Origin of the sequence: Streptomyces sp. NPDC050508 (assembly GCF_040655155.1) — a bacterium.
Lineage (GTDB): Bacteria > Actinomycetota > Actinomycetes > Streptomycetales > Streptomycetaceae > Streptomyces.
In genome coordinates this window covers 22,406-38,661 of the sequence record NZ_JBFAJJ010000026.1, presented here as the reverse complement: position 1 = coordinate 38,661, position 16,256 = coordinate 22,406, and the positions used below count along the sequence as shown (strand labels likewise).

Here is a 16,256-nt window from a genome sequence, read left to right as displayed (position 1 = left end):
TACTACTTGACGGCACCCACGGCGATGCCGCGCGTGAGGGTCCGCTGGAAGACGAGGAAGAAGACGATGGCGGGCAACACACCGAGCAGGGCAGCCGCGTTGGTCATCGTGGCGTCCATCAGGCGCTGGCCCTGGAGGACGCCGAGGGCCACCGACACGGTCTGGTTGTCGTTGGAGATCAGCATGACCAGGGGGAGCAGGAACTCGTTCCAGGTCCAGATGAAGAAGAAGACCAGGAGGACTCCGATGGTGGGGCGGCTGACGGGGACCACGATCCGCCACAGCACCTGCCACTTGTTGGCACCGTCGATCCGGGCCGCCTCGATGATCTCGCGGGGGAACTGGCCGAGGACGGAGGAGAGGAGATACGTGCCGAACGCCGCCTGGATCACCGTGAAGACGATGATGACGCTCAACCTCGTGTCGTAGAGGCCGACTTCCTTGCTGAGGTAGTAGATCGGGTAGACCAGCGCCTCCTGCGGCAGCATGTTGGCGAGGACGAAGAAGGCCAGGACCCAAGTGCGGCCCCGGATACGGCCGATGCCGATCGCGTACGCGTTGAGGATGGAGAGGGCGGCGGCGAGAACGGCCACCGAGCCGCTGATCAGGGCCGAGTTGAGGAGTTTGCGGCCGAAGTCGACGCGTTGCCAGAAGTCCTCGACGCCGTGCAGATACAGGCCCTTGGGGAGGCTCAGCGGGCCGTGCTGGGAGTACTCCGTGGGTGACTTGACCGCGTTGACGGCGACGATCAGGAACGGCAGCACCATGAACAGGGCCGCGATGCACAGGGCGATCAGTACCGGGTAGCGGCGCAGGGCGGTCGTCATGCGCGGGCCCCTTCCTCGGCGTCCTCGGCGCGGGTCTGGAGTTTCAGGAAGGCGAGGGAGAGCACCAGGATGATCACGGTCAACACCGTGGAGATCGCGGCTCCGTAGCCGACCTGGGTCTTCTCGAAGAACGTGGTGAAGGAGAAGTAGGAGGGGACGTCGGTCGCGCCGCCCGGGCCGCCCTTCGTCAGGACGTACACCGCGCCGAACACCTTGAGCGCGGCGATCGTGCACCAGGTGAGGACGACGTAGATCTCCGGGCGGATCTGTTGCAGCGTGATGTGCCAGAAGCGGCGCCACCAGCCGGCGCCGTCCAACTCGGCGGCCTCGTACAGCTGGGGGTCGACGCGTTGCAGCCCGGCCATGAACACCACGAGCGGGAAGCCGAGTTGGACCCAGACCATGACGCCCATGACGCTGTAGAGCGCGATGTCGGGATCGCCGAGCCAGTCCTGCTGCCAGGAGCCCAACCCGACTGCTTTCAGCAGGGCGTTGAGGGAGCCGTTGTCGGGGGCGAGGATCCAGCTCCAGACGATGCCGGCGACCGCGATCGGGAGTACCTGGGGGAGGTAGAAGCAGGCGCGGAGGATCGCGGCCATGCGGGTGCCGAAGTGTTTGGCTATGTAGTCGAACAGGGCGGCGGCCAGGACGAGTCCGACGATCGTGGGTACGGCCGCCATCGCCACGACCATGAACAGGCTGTGGCGGAACGACGCCCAGAACTCCGAATCGTCCAGCAGGTCACGGTAGTTGGCGAGCCCGGTCCACTTGGGGTCGCCCACGCCCTGCCAACTCGTGAAGCTCACGGCCGTGTTCATCAGGAAGGGGACGACGATCACGGCGAGAGCGGCCAGGGCGCCGGGGAGCAGGAACAGGGCGTACGAGTTGCGCGGGCGACGGGCCGGGTGCCTCATGGCGTCACGCTTGTCGAGCACCCGGCCGTCCTTCTCGACGGTGACCGTCATGTCGACGGAACGCCCTTGTCGTACGCCTTCTGCAGGTTGCTGAGGTAGGCGTCCGGTTTCTCGCTGTTCGTGATCAGCTTCTGGGTCTCGGAGACGAGGACGTCGTAGAAGCCGGGTACCGGCCAGTCGGGGTAGAAGGCGAGGCCGTCGCGGGCGGAGACGGTGTTGAAGTTGGCGATGAGTTCCTTGGACTTGGGGTCGGTGATCGCGGAGGTGTCGGCCGCGACCGGGATGCCGCCCTTGTTGCCCATCAGGTTCTGGATCTTCTTCGACAGGGTGATGTCGATGAAGTCGTAGGCGAGTTGCTTGTTCTTGGCGCCCTTGGGGACGACCCAGATGTTGCCGCCGGAGCCGAGGGTGAGGTTCGAGCCGGGCCAGAGCGTCGTGTCCCAGTCGAACTTGGCCTCCGTCTGGAAGCGGCCGTACCACCAGCTGCCGGAGAACAGGATCGGTGCCTTGCCCTGGATCCAGGAGACTCCGGCGTCCTCGGCCTTGGTGGAGCTGGAGGTCTTGGCGATGTAGCCCTTCTTCACCCAGTCGGCGAAGGTCGTGGCCGCGTACGTCCAGGCCGGGTCGTGGAAGTCCGTCTTGCCCTTGTACAGCTCGTACTTGTCGACCCAGGCGCGGTCGGCCTTCGACAGGGCGAGTTGGTAGAGGTACTGCTGGGCCACGTACTCCGCGCCCGCGTTGGCCAGGGGGGTGATGCCCGCTGCCTTGAACTGGGCCATTGCCGCGGTCAGTTCGTCGAATGTCTTCGGCTCGGCGATCTTGTACTTCTTGAAGAGGGCCTTGTTGTAGTAGACCATCGTGTACTCGCCGTAGTCCGTGACGCCGTACCACTTGCCGGAGCCCATCACTCCGTTGGTGTTGTAGACGTCCGTCGTGCCCACACTCGCGGGGATCTTCTTGTCCCAGCCGCGCTTCGTCGCTTCGGCGGTCAGGTCGGTCAGCAGGCCCTGTTTGGAGAGCAGGCCTGCCGTTGCGTTGCCCTTGTTGTACTCCATGATGTCCGGGGCGTCCGATGAGTTGAGGACCATCGGGGCCGTTTTCTGGATCTGCTCGAAGCCCTTCTCCTCGAACTTCACCTTCACGCCCGGGTGTTGGGCCTCGAACTCCTTGATGGCCTCGTTCCAGGCCACGCCCATCGCGCTGTCCGGGCCCTCGTAGTGCCAGAGCTTGAGGGTCTTGCCGTCCGAGGAGCCGCCGTCCGAGCTGCCACCGCAGGAGGACAGGAGCAGGGATCCGGTGAGGATCAGGGCGGCTGCCGTTGCGCGCCGTTGTGCCGTCGACATCCAGTGCCTCCAGGGGAGTCGGATGGGGTGTCGAATCGATTCGACGGGGAGCGTCGAAGCGCTTCGATGGAGGAAGGTATGTAGGGGCTGTGAGGGCGTCAATGGGTGCGGCAGGGATTGGGGCAAGCGGTTCGATGGGTTGTGGGTTGGGTGCGGGTGTGTGGGGGCTGGTCGCGCAGTTCCCCGCGCCCCTAAGGAACTGCCCTGCTCGGTACTGCGATGAGAAGGGCGGTTGTTGCTGCCGCTATCGGTATCGCGAAGCCCGCCGTCGGTGACGTGTGGTCCGCTGTCCAGCCGCCCAGCGCTGAACCGCATGCGATGCCCATCAGCAGGCCCGTCACCGCCAGGCTCATGCCCTCGTTCAACCGGCCCTCCGGCGTGCGGTGTTGGATCAGGGTCATCGCGGTGACCATCGTGGGAGCGGTTGCCATGCCTGCCAGCAGCAGGGCAACCGCCAGTGCTGGGAGGGAGCCGAACGTGCGGGCTGCCAGCAGTGGCAGAGACATCAGGGTCGTCATCGCCAGCAGGCACCACGGCAGGCGGCGTTCCGCCGGGCCGCTCGGTTTCAGCGTGCCGTAGAGCAGGCCTGCCGCGCAGGAACCGGCTGCCTGGAGGGCCAACACCGCACCGCCCGCCGTACGGTGACCCGTCGCGTCCGCGTATGCGAGCGTGACGACCTCCAGCGAACCGAACACGGCACCGGTCGCGACGAAACCGGCGAGCAGGGGTGGGATGCCGGGGACGCGCAGAGGTGGCCCGCCCTTCGCTGCCGGGCTCGGCGGTGGTTCCGTCGACCGTTGGGCCGTGAAGATCAGGACGCCGGTCATCAGCAGTACCGCCCCGGTCAGCGTGCCCGCCTCCGGGAAGAACGTCCCGCACAGGAAGGCCGCCAGCGCCGGGCCCAGCATGAAGCACAGCTCGTCGGCGGCCTGTTCGAAGGAGTTCGCGGTGTGCAGTGCCCCGGTGTCTCCGTCGAGGAGATGGGCCCAGCGGGCGCGGGACATGCCGCCGGTGTTGGGGGTCGTCGCGGTGGCCGTGTAGGCGGCGAACAGGGTCCAGTCGGGGGTGCCGTAGCGCACGCAGAGGAGGAGGGCGAGGGAGCCGAGGACCGCAACTGCCGTTGCCGGTACGGCTGTTCGGGCCTGGCCGTAGCGGTCGATCAGGCGCGCGATCCACGGGCCGGCGACCGCGGACGCCGCGAGGCCGGTCGCGGTGACGGCGCCGGCGAGGGCGTACGAGCCCCGGGAACCGGCGATCATCACGACCGCGCTCACGCTGAACATGCCTGCGGGGAGGCGGGCGATGAGGTTCCCGGTGGTGAAGGCGCGGGTGCCGGGGAGGGAGAAGAGCCGGCGGTAGGTGGTCCGGTGTTCGGTGGTCGTCTGCGGCATGGTTCAACCGTCGCCCGGAGTCGATCAAGGGGTCCAACACCTGCTCCGCGCCGATTCACGCACCTGCGTTGTAAGTTCACCGGATGCCCCGGATACCGGCCCATGTGGACCCCCGACTCCTCCGCGCCTTTCTCGTCGTGGCCGAGGAACTGCACTTCACCCGAGCCGCCGCCCGTCTGTACGTCGCGCAGCAGGCGCTCAGTCGTGATGTGCGGCGGCTGGAGCGGGAGTTGGGGGCCGAGCTGTTCCTGCGGACCACCCGGCAGGTGACGCTGACGCCGGACGGTGAGCGGCTGCTGCCGTACGCCCGCCGGGTGCTCGCCGCGCAGGACGAGCTGCTCGCCGCGTTCCGGCAGGCCCGGCCGCTGCTCGTGGACCTCAACTCGCCGGGCCTGGTCACCGGGCGCCGGGTGCTGCACCGGGCGCGTGAACTCGCCCCGGAGCAGGAGCTGATGGCCCGCTACGAGAGTGGACTGGCCTGGGCCGCGGGGGAGTTGCTGGCGGGGCGGCTCGACGTGTCGTTCGGGCGGTTCGCCGGTCTTGAGCCGGTGTTGCGGGCCGGGCTCGACCATCAACTGGTGCGGTACGAGCCGATGGCGGTCGTGCTGCCCGAGGACCACCGGCTGGCGTCGCTGGACGCGGTGCCGGTGGACGCGCTCGCGGGGGAGTCCGTGTACGCCGGGGCCGGGAATCCGCGTACTCCGGAGTGGACGGATCTCGCGCGTCGTTTGTTCGAGGGGCGTGACATCGAGGTTGCGGCGCCCGCACCGATGGCCGTGGGCGAAGAGGAGTTCGAGCGGGTCATGGCGAAGATGCGGAACCCGATTCTCGCCGTGGTGGACTTTCCGGCCATGCCCCGGACGGTGGTGCGGCCACTGGTGGACCCGGTGCCGCTGTCCGCCGTGTCGCTCGTGTGGCGAAAGGGGCTGGTGCACCCCGGAATTGATGCGCTTCGTCGCGCTGCGGTGGAGATCGGCACCTCCGAGGGATGGCTGAGTCGGCCGGTGAACGGATGGATTCCGGCCATCGACGTGGACATGCTAAAAAGGGGAAAATGACGCATCACGCCACATGGTGAGGTCCCTGTGCGCTACCTTCAGGGCCTGAGCACGGTGTGGTAAAGGGGGCGCGAGGACCGGGTGGGGGCCCGGTTCGGCGGCGTGTGCTCGGGGTCGTCTGCGCGCCCGGAACAGTTCCGTGGGGGGATGTGCGTGCGCATGGAAAAGTGGCGAGAAGACGCCCAACCGGAATGGCCCCAAGCTGCATCCGCGACCAGAGAAGTACCGGTCGTAGGCGGAGAGGCCCAGGCGTTCCCGGCGACCGGAGCAACTGGAGGACCAGACATCCTGGAGGGCGGCAGACGTGGCCGCCATGGCGGTCGTATACGGACCGGTTCCGAGCTCGCCGGGCCTGCGGGGCCCGCGGGAAAGAACGCGCCTGGTGTGAGTGCGGGGGTGGGCGCGGGGGCCGGTGCCGGAGTCCTGGCCGATCCCTGGGGGAAGTCCGTGGGGGCCGACCCCGACGAGGTGACCGTCCAGCTCGACGGGCCGGTATCGCAGCTGGAAGCCGGGGGCAAGAGCGGTCCCGGCGCCGGTCACGACGGCTCCGACGGGCCCGTGTTCGTCGACGAGTCCGGCCGCCGCAGCCGTAGGTATCGCCGGATCGGCATGGCCGTCGGTATCGCCTGCGCGGTCTACGCCGTCGTCATCGTCGCCACTCTGCTGTCCGGCAGCTCCGACGCGCCCTGGCTCCCGGTGCCGGGCCAGAAGGACGACGCGCCGGCCGGCAAGGTCGACACCTCGCCGCTGCCCGCCGAGTCGGGCCGAGCGTCCGGCGGCAGCGGCAGCGTGGCGCCCGGGAACATTCCGACGGCGCGCAACGGTACGACGCCGTCGCCCGGCGCGAGTGCGAGCGGCAAGCCCGGCGCGTCCAAGGGGCCCAGCGGCAAGGCGAGTGCGTCCGCGTCTCCTAAGCCGTCCGCGAGCAAGAGCGCCCCGGCGACGAGCGGCGGGAGCGGGGGCAACCCGGTCGTACGGCCTTCGCAGCCGACTTCTGCCTCGCCCGATCCGACGCCGACGACCAGCACGAGCCCTCCGGCCGACCCGACGCCGACACCGACCCCGACCGGGAGCACGGGGACCGGCACGGTGGCCGACGCCCCGAGCACCCCGTCGCCCGTGGCACAGGAGCCGGCTGCCTCCGCGTCGGCACCGGCACCGTCCCAGACCCCGGAGCACATCCTCTGATGCCATCGCACAACCGCCGACCCAGGGCCACGAACACGGCCCCGGGCGGCCGTCACGGCGCAACTCCGGCTGCCTTGAGCGGAGTTGGGCCCCGCGCCCAGCGCGGTCCCCGGCGACGCCGGCTGTCCATGCGGTTCCTGCTGCCGATGCTGCTCCTCGTCGCGCTGCTGGCGATGCTGATGCTGCGTGGCTACGTGCACAGCGAGATCCTCGCCGACCACCGCATCCGCCCCGAGGCCGCCACCGACAAGGTGCCGGACAAGATCCTCGACGGCGGCCCGGTCATCGACACCCGCAGCGGCCGTACGACCAGCCTGGACGTCCCGGACCACGACATCGTGCTGACCTTCGACGACGGTCCCGACCCGACCTGGACGCCCAAGGTCCTGGACGTGCTCAAGAAGCACCACGCGCACGCCGTCTTCTTCGTCACCGGCACCATGACCTCGCGCTATCCGGGCCTGGTCAAACGCATCGTGGACGAGGGCAACGAGGTCGGCGTGCACACCTTCAGCCACCCCGACCTCTCCTTCCAGTCCAAGAAGCGCATCGACTGGGAGCTGTCCCAGACCCAGCTGGCGATCACCGGCGCGGCGGGCATCCGGACGTCACTGTTCCGGCCGCCGTACTCGTCGTCCGCCGACGCGATGGACAACCTGTCCTGGCCGGTGACCGAGTACATCGGCACCCGGGGCTACCTCACCGCCGTCAACAACACGGACAGCGAGGACTGGCAGAAGCCCGGCGTCGCGAAGATCATCAGCAACGCCACTCCGCGCGGCGGCAAGGGCGCGATCGTCCTGATGCACGACTCGGGCGGCGACCGCCACCAGACCGTGCAGGCGCTGGACAGGTTCCTGCCGGAGATGCAGACCAAGGGCTACAGGTTCGACAACCTCACCGAGGCCCTCGGCGCCCGCAGCGCGCTCACCCCGGTGACCGGCCTCAACCTGTGGAAGGGCAAGGCGTGGATCTTCCTGGTCCAGGCCTCGGACAGCATCATGGACGTCCTGGTGGTCGGCCTCGCGATCACCGGCTCCCTCGTCATCGCCCGCTTCGCGCTGATGCTCCTGCTCTCCGTCATCCACGCCCACCGGGTGCGCCGCAAGGACTTCGCCTGGGGCCCGCCGGTGACGGAACCGGTGACGGTCCTGGTCCCGGCGTACAACGAGGCCAAGTGCATTGAGAACACGGTCCGTTCGCTGATGGCGAGCGAGCATCCCGTCGAGGTGATCGTCGTCGACGACGGCTCGGCGGACGGTACGGCGAGAATCGTGGAGGCGATGTTCCTGCCGAACGTACGGGTCGTACGCCAGCTCAACGCCGGCAAGCCGGCCGCCCTCAACCGCGGTCTGGCGAACGCCAGTCACGACCTCATCGTCATGATGGACGGCGACACGGTCTTCGAACCGGCCACCGTACGGGAGTTGGTCCAGCCCTTCGGCGACCCGCGCGTGGGCGCGGTGGCGGGCAACGCGAAGGTCGGCAACCGGGATTCGATGATCGGCGCCTGGCAGCACATCGAGTACGTGATGGGCTTCAACCTCGACCGCCGTATGTACGACATCCTCCGCTGCATGCCGACGATCCCGGGCGCCGTGGGGGCCTTCAGGAGAAGCGCGTTGGAGCGGGTCGGCGGCATGAGCGACGACACGCTCGCCGAGGACACCGACATCACGATGGCCATGCACAGGGACGGCTGGCGCGTCGTCTACGCCGAGAAGGCGCGGGCCTGGACCGAGGCGCCGGAGACGGTCCAGCAACTCTGGTCCCAGCGCTACCGCTGGTCCTACGGCACGATGCAGGCGATCTGGAAACACCGGGGCGCGCTGCTGGACAAGGGCCCGTCCGGCCGCTTCGGACGCGTCGGCCTCCCGCTGGTGGCCCTGTTCATGGTGATCGCCCCGATCCTGGCCCCCCTGATCGACGTGTTCCTGCTCTACGGCCTGGTGTTCGGCCCGACGGAGAAGACGTTCCTCGCCTGGCTGGGCGTCCTCGCCATCCAGGCGATCTGCGCGGCCTACGCCTTCCGCCTGGACCGCGAACGCATGACGCACCTCGTCTCGCTGCCCCTGCAGCAGATCCTCTACCGCCAACTCATGTACGTCGTACTGCTCCAGTCCTGGATCACCGCGCTCACCGGAGGCCGCCTGCGCTGGCAGAAGCTGCGGCGCACGGGCGTCGTGGAAGCGGCACCCGGCGGTCCGGTGCCGACCCAGCGAAGCCGCAGTGGCAGTGACAGCGGCAGTGCCAATGATCGGAGGCCGGTGGCATGACGCACGGATACACGGCGGGGACGGGTACGAACCCGGATCCCGAGTCGACGCCGGCGTACGGGATTCCCCAACAGCGGCGGCAGGAACCGCAGTTGGCACCGGAACCGAAGAAGGCACCGGGCGGCCGGGACCGCTACCTCGACCTCCTCCGTTCGATCGCGTTGGTCCGGGTGGTCGTCTACCACCTCTTCGGCTGGGCGTGGCTGTCGGTGCTGTTCCCGTCGATGGGCGTGATGTTCGCGCTCGCGGGTTCACTGATGGCCCGCTCACTGAACCGTCCGGCGCTGGGCGTGATCAGGGGTCGGCTACGGCGACTGCTGCCCCCGCTCTGGGCGTTCAGCGCGGTGGTGCTGGTGATGATGTTCGGGATGGGCTGGAACCCGCTCAAGGACCCTGACCTGGGCGGCACTTGGTGGGGCGCGGCGAAGGTCCTCGACTACGTCGTGCCGGTCGGCGCTCCGCCGTATCCCGAGCATCTGGGTTCGGAGTCGGGCCTGTTGGAGAGCACGTGGGCGGACCAGGCGGCGGGGCCGTTGTGGTACCTGCGGGCGTATCTGTGGTTCGTGATCGCGTCACCGCTGCTGCTGTGGGCGTTCAGGAGGGTTCCGTGGGCGACGCTGCTGGCGCCCCTGGCGTTGACGGCGGTCGTGGGCACGGGTCTTGTGACCATCCCCGGTGAGACGGGCAACGCGGTGTCCGACTTCGCGGTGTACGGGGGCTGTTGGGTACTGGGCTTCGCACACCACGAGGGCGTACTGAAGAAGGTCCCGCGCTATCTCGCGGTGTCTGGCGCGACCCTGATCATGGGCTTCGGACTGTGGTGGGCGTCGGGTCATCTGGGGCCGGACGGCTGGGACTTGAACGACATCCCGCTCGCACAGGCGACCTGGTCCTTCGGCATCGTGGTGATCCTGCTCCAGTACTCGCCGTCGTGGCAGGAACTGCCGGGCAGGCTGGCGAAGTGGGATCGGCTGGTGACGCTGTCCAACAACCGCGCGGTCACGATCTACCTGTGGCACAACCTCCTCATCATGGCCACGGTCCCGATCATCGACCAGCTGTACAACCTCCCCTTCATGGAGAGCGACACGGCGACGTCGTGGCTCGACAAGGCGGACACGTTCCTGATGTTCCTGCTGATCTGGCCGCTCATCGCGGTGGCGATCCTCGCGTTCGGCTGGATCGAGGACCTCGCGGCGAAGAGGGGGCCGCGGTTGTGGCCGGACGGTGCGAGTAGTGGGGGGTCTCGGCGAAGGGGCTGATGAGGGGCGGTGGCGCAGTAGTGAATTTGGGTGCACGTGACCCGAAGAGCGAGGAGTGAAGACCCCACATGACACAGCCTCCCGGCTGGCCGCCGCAGGGCGGTTACGGACCCCCGCCTCCGCCGCAACAGCCGCCGCAGTATCCGGGTCCGTATGCGGCGCCGGTGCCCAACTACGGCGCGCCGTACGGTACTTACCCTCCTCCGCCGCCGGCCCCGCCCGGCAGGAACAGGGCGGCGATCGTCGTGGCTTCCGTGGTCGCGGCCGTGGTGTTGATCGGCGGCGGGGTCTACCTGGCCACGAACAACGGCGACAGCGCCGGCAACGACACCAAGCCGTTGGCGGACAAGAGCACGTCCGCGCCGCCGAGCGAGTCCGCGAGCACGGAGGACACGGCCGATCCGAGCAGCGACGAGACCGGCGACGGGACGGTCACGCCGCCCGCGACGGGTGTCGTCGGCCAGTGGCAGGACGACACCGACAAGACCCTGACCATCGGCACGGAGTACACGTCGGGCGACTACGTGGGCGACTATCCGCTCTCCTACATCGACCCCGGGGGCAAGGGCATCCTCACCGGCATGGGCACGGACCGGAGTGACGGTTCGTTCCGGATGGTCCTGAAGTCGATGAGTACGGAGAGTTCGAGCGGGGACGGCTACATCTCGGCGACGGTGACGCGGTCGGGGGACCGTGTGGATATCACGTGGGACGACGGGGGGACCGACACGTTGGCTTATGTGGGGGAGTAGGACCGGAGGGTGGGTGCCGGGAAGGTCAACCACGCACCGTCAGATACAAGGCCATACCGCCACAGAACACGGCGCCGACAGCCAACGGGTCAGCAACGACCGACCAGTTGAAGTACCGCCGAAGTCCGGCCGGCCCCGGCCCCGGCCCCGGCCCCGGCACCGACCCGGCCTCCGACTCGGCCCGCGCATGCGCCCGCATGGCATCGCCGCAGACGCCGGAGAAGTCGTAGTACAGGTCCCAGAACGAACCGTCGAACAACGCGAAGTCGATGTTCTCCCCACCGTGGGTCTCCAGGGCAAGGTGGCCTCGCCACGTGTCGCGGTGCAGCCTCTTCACCTCCGAGCAGGGCACCACCGCATGCCGCCACATACCGGAGCACACGATCTCGCCCGGCCGGAGCACCACCCTGATCAGCGAGCCCCGCCACAGGAACGACGCCGTTGCCAGCATCATGGCGTCCACCACGGCACGGTCCCGTGCGAGGCCCACCGCGTCCAACTGGACGTACAAGGCGAAACCGACGGCGCCGCAGGACAGACCCCTGAGGATGCCGACACGCAGCCAACGCACCAGCTTGATCTCTCCGCGCCGGTTCGGCCGGTAACCCCGTACCCGCTGGACGATCGAGGTACCGGGCCCGTACCAGTCACGCAACCCCGCCTGCCACAGCCCTGACGTCACGCGCGCGACCCTACCCGCAGGGGGTCCCGCGCCGACCGCGGTCTTCCTCACCGCGCCCACCCTCCGCCCGTGAGAGCAACGTTCCCTTCCGGTCACTCACAGCCACAGCGTGGAAACCCGCCCTCCCTACCTTCGGGATGCATCACCGCTCGTTACCCCGTAGTGCACCGTGGAGGCGTCATGACAGCCACTGGCAAGTGGATCGAGCACTGGGATCCGGAGGACGAGACCTTCTGGCGGGAGACCGGTGAGAAGGTCGCCCGTCGCAACCTCGTCTTCTCCGTGCTCTCCGAGCACATCGGCTTCTCGATCTGGACCCTGTGGTCCGTGCTGGTGCTCTTCATGGGCCCCGAGTACGGACTGACCCCGGCCGACAAGTTCCTGCTGACGTCGATGGTCACCCTCGTCGGCGCGGTCGTCCGGGTGCCGTACACCTTCGCGGTCGCCGTCTTCGGCGGACGCAACTGGACGATCGTCTCCGCGAGCCTCCTCCTCATCCCCACCATCGCCGCGTTCGTGGTGATGAAGCCGGGGACCTCCTTCGACACCTTCCTCTGGATCGGCCTGCTGGCCGGCATCGGCGGCGGCAACTTCGCCTCCTCCATGACCAACATCAACGCCTTCTTCCCGTTGAAGAAGAAGGGTTGGGCGCTTGGGCTCAATGCCGGTGGGGGCAACATCGGCGTCCCGGTCATCCAGCTCGTCGCCCTCGCGATCATCGGCGCCAGTGGCGGGCCGCGCGTGCTGCTCGGGATCTACATCCCGCTCATCCTCGTCGCCGCGATCCTCGCCGCCCTCTTCATGGACAACCTCACCTCCGTGAAGAACGACACCGGCGCCGCCAAGGACGCCGCGAGGGACTGGCACACCTGGATCATGGCGTTCCTGTACATCGGCACGTTCGGGTCGTTCATCGGGTACGCGTTCGCGTTCGGGCAGGTGCTTCAGGTCCAGTTCGGCCGTACGCCGCTGCAGGCCGCGTACCTCACCTTCATCGGCCCGCTGCTCGGCTCGCTGATCCGCCCGGTGGGTGGCTGGCTCGCCGACCGCTACGGCGGCGCGAAGATCACCCTGTGGAACTTCGTCGCCATGGCCGCCGCCACCGCCGTGCTCGTCGTCGCCAGCATGCAGAAGTCGTTGCCGCTGTTCGTCACCGTGTTCATCGTCCTGTTCGTGCTCAGCGGGCTCGGCAACGGCTCGACGTACAAGATGATCCCTGGCATCTTCCAGACCAAGGCCGTCGCGAAGGGGCTTGAGGGGGACGAAGCGGCTGCCTACGGGCGTCGGCTCTCCGGGGCCTCCATGGGGCTCATCGGGGCCGTCGGCGCGCTCGGCGGGGTCGGCATCAACCTCGCCTTCCGGCAGTCGTTCCTCTCCTACGGCTCCGGGACCGGCGCGTTCGTCGCCTTCCTCGCCTTCTACGCCCTCTGCTTCGGGGTCACCTGGGCCGTATACCTTCGGCGCCCGACCGCCCAGGCTCAGGCCAAGGCTTCCGCATCGGAGGCGAAGCCGCAGCTCAGCTATGCCGAGGTGTGACGTAACACCGTCGACATAAAGTCGAACCGAGCCTGTCACGCACCGTTGACAGGCTCGTTCGGCACGTAAGTATCGGCATGCGGGTATCGCACCACTGCATGGACCACCGCATGTACGACGACGTTCGGGACGAGAGACATGCACGAGGAACAGCAGCGACCGGATCGCGCGCCACACGGCCCCCTCTCCGGGTTCACCGTGGGTGTCACCGCCGCGCGCCGCGCCGACGAGCTGGGGGCACTGCTCCAGCGGCGCGGTGCGACGGTCGTGCACGCGCCCGCGCTGCGCATCGTGCCCCTCGCCGACGACAGCGAACTGCTCGCCGCGACCAAGGAGTTGATCGACCAGGCGCCGGACGTGGTGGTGGCCACGACGGCGATCGGGTTCCGGGGGTGGATCGAGGCCGCCGACGGGTGGGGGCTCGGGGAGGCGCTCCTCGACCGGTTGCGCGGGGTGGAACTGCTCGCCCGCGGGCCCAAGGTGAAGGGCGCGGTGCGGGCCGCCGGCCTCACCGAGGAGTGGTCGCCGTCGTCCGAGTCCATGGCGGAGGTGCTCGACCGGCTCCTGGAGGAGGGCGTCGAGGACCGCCGGGTCGCCATCCAGCTGCACGGCGAACCGCTGCCCGGGTTCGTGGAGTCGCTGCGGGCCGGGGGAGCGGAGGTCGTCGTCGTCCCCGTGTACCGGTGGATGCCGCCCGAGGACATCGCCCCGCTGGACCGGCTCCTGGACGCCGCGGTCTCCCGCGGCCTGGACGCGCTGACGTTCACCAGCGCACCGGCCGCCGCGTCGCTGCTCTCCCGCGCCGAGACCCGGGGCCTGCTGCCCGAACTCCTCGCCGCCCTGCACCACGACGTCCTCCCGGCCTGCGTCGGCCCGGTCACCGCGCTCCCGCTCCAGAACCACGGCATCAGCACGGTCCAGCCCGAGCGCTTCCGGCTCGGCCCGCTGGTCCAGCTCCTCTGCCAGGAACTCCCCGGCCGCGCCCGCACGCTGCCCGTCGCGGGGCACCGGGTGGAGATCCGCGGCCACGCGGTCGTGGTCGACGGCGTGCTACGGCCGGTTCCGCCGGCCGGTATGTCGTTGCTCCGGGCCCTGTCCCGCCGCCCGGGCTGGGTCGTCGCCCGAGCCGAACTCCTCCGCGCCCTCCCGGGCGCCGGCCGCGACGAGCACGCCGTGGAAACGGCAATGGCCCGCCTCCGTACGGCACTTGGTTCTCCGAAGCTGATCCAGACGGTGGTGAAGCGGGGGTATCGGCTGGCGTTGGATCCGGCGGCCGACACGAAGTACTCCGACGGTTGAACCGGTGTTGGTGCGGGCGTCCCTGGGGGCTCCGCCCCCAGCCCCCCGATCGGCCCTGAAGGGGCCTCGTCCTCAAACGCCGGACGGGCTGGATGGCGCCACCCTGCGCTATGAAGAAGCCCTGCGCTGCACAGCCCCGCACAACACCAACGCCCGCACCAAACACCCCACCCCCACCGTCGACAACCCCGCCCGCACCACGTTCCACCCCACCCACGCGTCCTCGAACCGCTCCCGAGCCGCCCCTACATCCGCTACATCCGCCGTGCTCGCCAGGTCGTCGTTCAGCGGAATATTGAAGGCGACCGTGACGAAGAACGCCAGCGCATACGCGCCCAGCCCCGCCCACACCCACACCCGGTACGGCCTTCCGCGCACCTGCCACGCCGACGCCGCGGTCAGGAGCAGCGCCCCCATGAAGCTCAGGAAGAACACGGGGTTCTGGATCACGTCGTTGATGTTCCGCATCACCTCGACGTAGACCCGGTCGTCGCTGCGGGCCAGCGCCGGCATGATCGCGCAGGCGAAGACGTAGAAGACCCCGGCGATCAACCCCATCGCGATCGTGGCCGCACCCAGTACCCAACCCGCGCCACTCGTGCCCTGTTTCTCTGTTTTCTCTGTCATGCCCTCCAGTCAACGGACGGGCCGCCGCCACCGACATCGCCGAGACGCGCGAGCGCATACGCGACCGTCCACGCGCGCCCTGCCCGAGGGGTTCCGGCCGCGCGAACGGGCAGGCACTGTAGAGGGAACGGTTTCCCGCGCCCCCACCTCCCCTTCCCTTCTCCGCTCACTCCCTCCTCCCCTCACTGGCAACGCACCGACCCCCGGCAGTCGACCATCCACGACCGACGACCGGGGTAATCCCTAGGCGGTGACAGGCACATGGCACTGGGTACGACCATGGCCCCGTACGAGCTGCGCTTCGACGCCGGGCGGATCTGCCTGGATCTCCTCGCGACCACCCATCCCGAGGAACGGCTCGACGCACCGGAGCCGTTGCGCGCGTGGATCGTCCGCTCGGGGCTCGTCCCGGCGGCCACCGCGCTCGCGCACGTCGACTCCGCCTGGCTCGTCGGGTTCCGTGAACTACGCGGGCAGATCAGCCAGTTGGTACGCAGAAGTACCGGTCCCGACACCCGGCCCTACGACCTCGCGCTCGCCCGCGTCAACGACCTCGCCCGCGCCGCACCCCCGGCACCCCGTGCCGTACGGGATGAAGACGGCGCGCTGGTGCGGCAGTTGGACGGGCCGCCGGGGTGCGATGCGCTGCTCGCGGTCGTCGCGCGGGACGCCGTAGAGCTGCTCACCGATCCGGTCGCGCGGGCCTCGTTGAGGGAGTGCGAAGGGGACAACTGCCCGATCGTTTATCTCGATACGTCCCGGGGGCGCAGGAGGCGCTGGTGCTCCAGTGAGGTCTGCGGGAACCGCGAAAGAGTGGCCCGGCATCGGCGGCGCGCGGCCCTCGCCCGAGCCTGAGAATCCCATATGCGGCTTCTGTGGAGTGACGGGACGTCAATTGTCGAAGTGATTTCGACAACAGTGCGTTTCACTCCGCCGTCGCACGGGCAGCCCGCGTGATCTTGCTGGTGTGGTGGAAATGTAAAGATCGTACGGTGGGAATGTGCACTCATGTCCCGCTCGTCACGTCACTACACAGAAAAATGTCGCCCCCCTCTGAACACTCGGCCGCCCGCCCGCGTACCTCTCCATGAGCGACCGACC

At 68.8% G+C, this 16,256-nt stretch carries 14 protein-coding genes; 8 read left to right on the top strand and 6 right to left on the bottom strand.

The annotated features are described in order from the left end of the window. Positions 1-2: 2 nt before the first annotated feature. The 4 genes from AB0I69_RS43860 to AB0I69_RS43845 form a co-directional block, all read right to left on the bottom strand. On the bottom strand, positions 3-827 hold the full coding sequence (locus tag AB0I69_RS43860) for a carbohydrate ABC transporter permease (RefSeq protein ID WP_363101424.1): 825 nt from the start codon (positions 825-827) through the stop codon (positions 3-5). Continuing rightward, complete coding sequence (locus AB0I69_RS43855) at positions 824-1,792, bottom strand: sugar ABC transporter permease (protein WP_363101423.1); 969 nt, start codon at positions 1,790-1,792, stop codon at positions 824-826. The genes AB0I69_RS43860 and AB0I69_RS43855 overlap by 4 nt, the downstream gene beginning before the upstream one ends. After that, positions 1,789-3,084, bottom strand: coding sequence for an extracellular solute-binding protein (locus AB0I69_RS43850; RefSeq protein ID WP_363101422.1), 1,296 nt, complete (start codon positions 3,082-3,084; stop codon positions 1,789-1,791). Before AB0I69_RS43850 ends, AB0I69_RS43855 begins: the two co-directional genes overlap by 4 nt. A gap of 191 nt (positions 3,085-3,275) precedes the next feature. Further along, the gene (locus AB0I69_RS43845; RefSeq protein WP_363101421.1) at positions 3,276-4,475 is read right to left on the bottom strand and encodes an MFS transporter; all 1,200 of its coding nucleotides are present in this window, start codon (positions 4,473-4,475) and stop codon (positions 3,276-3,278) included. Between the two features lie 83 nt (positions 4,476-4,558). Here AB0I69_RS43845 and AB0I69_RS43840 point away from each other — a divergent pair, with 83 nt between their 5' ends. From AB0I69_RS43840 to AB0I69_RS43820, 5 genes are all read left to right on the top strand, one after another. Then, positions 4,559-5,533 carry a LysR family transcriptional regulator gene (locus tag AB0I69_RS43840; RefSeq protein WP_363101420.1) on the top strand — a complete coding sequence of 325 codons (975 nt, stop codon included), beginning with the start codon at positions 4,559-4,561 and terminating at the stop codon, positions 5,531-5,533. A gap of 384 nt (positions 5,534-5,917) precedes the next feature. Continuing rightward, a complete protein-coding gene (locus tag AB0I69_RS43835; RefSeq protein ID WP_363101419.1) occupies positions 5,918-6,721 on the top strand; it encodes a hypothetical protein in 804 nt (267 codons plus the stop codon). Positions 6,722-6,849: 128 nt separating this feature from the next. Further along, positions 6,850-8,997, top strand: a complete 2,148-nt coding sequence (locus tag AB0I69_RS43830) for a glycosyltransferase (RefSeq protein WP_363101418.1) — start codon at positions 6,850-6,852, stop codon at positions 8,995-8,997. Next, positions 8,994-10,259 (top strand): acyltransferase, encoded by a 1,266-nt coding sequence (locus AB0I69_RS43825; RefSeq protein WP_363101417.1) that lies wholly within the window; start codon positions 8,994-8,996, stop codon positions 10,257-10,259. The genes AB0I69_RS43830 and AB0I69_RS43825 overlap by 4 nt, the downstream gene beginning before the upstream one ends. A gap of 245 nt (positions 10,260-10,504) precedes the next feature. Beyond that, positions 10,505-11,011: a hypothetical protein gene (locus AB0I69_RS43820; protein WP_363101416.1), complete on the top strand. Its 507-nt coding sequence runs from the start codon at positions 10,505-10,507 to the stop codon at positions 11,009-11,011. A gap of 25 nt (positions 11,012-11,036) precedes the next feature. Here the strand turns inward: AB0I69_RS43820 and AB0I69_RS43815 are convergent, their stop codons facing one another. Continuing rightward, entirely contained in the window at positions 11,037-11,693 is a 657-nt protein-coding gene (locus AB0I69_RS43815; protein WP_363101415.1) for a hypothetical protein, read from the bottom strand. 180 nt (positions 11,694-11,873) lie between these two features. On the opposite strand from AB0I69_RS43815, the gene AB0I69_RS43810 reads away from it, so the two are divergent. Together AB0I69_RS43810 and AB0I69_RS43805 are read left to right on the top strand one after the other, a co-directional pair. Further along, a complete protein-coding gene (locus AB0I69_RS43810; RefSeq protein ID WP_363101414.1) occupies positions 11,874-13,229 on the top strand; it encodes a nitrate/nitrite transporter in 1,356 nt (451 codons plus the stop codon). Between the two features lie 138 nt (positions 13,230-13,367). Further along, complete coding sequence (locus tag AB0I69_RS43805) at positions 13,368-14,528, top strand: uroporphyrinogen-III synthase (RefSeq protein WP_363101413.1); 1,161 nt, start codon at positions 13,368-13,370, stop codon at positions 14,526-14,528. A gap of 108 nt (positions 14,529-14,636) precedes the next feature. Here AB0I69_RS43805 and AB0I69_RS43800 read toward each other — a convergent pair whose 3' ends face one another. After that, a complete protein-coding gene (locus AB0I69_RS43800; RefSeq protein WP_363101412.1) occupies positions 14,637-15,155 on the bottom strand; it encodes an anthrone oxygenase family protein in 519 nt (172 codons plus the stop codon). Between the two features lie 261 nt (positions 15,156-15,416). Here AB0I69_RS43800 and AB0I69_RS43795 point away from each other — a divergent pair, with 261 nt between their 5' ends. Next, positions 15,417-16,010: an ABATE domain-containing protein gene (locus AB0I69_RS43795; RefSeq protein WP_363101411.1), complete on the top strand. Its 594-nt coding sequence runs from the start codon at positions 15,417-15,419 to the stop codon at positions 16,008-16,010. Positions 16,011-16,256: the final 246 nt, after the last annotated feature.

Bases quoted from the DNA above. Each gene is read 5' to 3' on its own strand.
- AB0I69_RS43825 (WP_363101417.1), top strand. From the start codon at position 8,994: ATGACGCACGGATACACGGCGGGGACGGGTACGAACCCGGATCCCGAG.
- AB0I69_RS43830 (WP_363101418.1), top strand. From the start codon at position 6,850: ATGCGGTTCCTGCTGCCGATGCTGCTCCTCGTCGCGCTGCTGGCGATG.
- AB0I69_RS43805 (WP_363101413.1), top strand. From the start codon at position 13,368: ATGCACGAGGAACAGCAGCGACCGGATCGCGCGCCACACGGCCCCCTC.
- AB0I69_RS43855 (WP_363101423.1), bottom strand. From the start codon at position 1,792: ATGACGGTCACCGTCGAGAAGGACGGCCGGGTGCTCGACAAGCGTGAC.
- AB0I69_RS43860 (WP_363101424.1), bottom strand. From the start codon at position 827: ATGACGACCGCCCTGCGCCGCTACCCGGTACTGATCGCCCTGTGCATC.
- AB0I69_RS43795 (WP_363101411.1), top strand. From the start codon at position 15,417: ATGGCACTGGGTACGACCATGGCCCCGTACGAGCTGCGCTTCGACGCC.
- AB0I69_RS43845 (WP_363101421.1), bottom strand. From the start codon at position 4,475: ATGCCGCAGACGACCACCGAACACCGGACCACCTACCGCCGGCTCTTC.
- AB0I69_RS43850 (WP_363101422.1), bottom strand. From the start codon at position 3,084: ATGTCGACGGCACAACGGCGCGCAACGGCAGCCGCCCTGATCCTCACC.
- AB0I69_RS43800 (WP_363101412.1), bottom strand. From the start codon at position 15,155: ATGACAGAGAAAACAGAGAAACAGGGCACGAGTGGCGCGGGTTGGGTA.
- AB0I69_RS43810 (WP_363101414.1), top strand. From the start codon at position 11,874: ATGACAGCCACTGGCAAGTGGATCGAGCACTGGGATCCGGAGGACGAG.
- AB0I69_RS43840 (WP_363101420.1), top strand. From the start codon at position 4,559: ATGCCCCGGATACCGGCCCATGTGGACCCCCGACTCCTCCGCGCCTTT.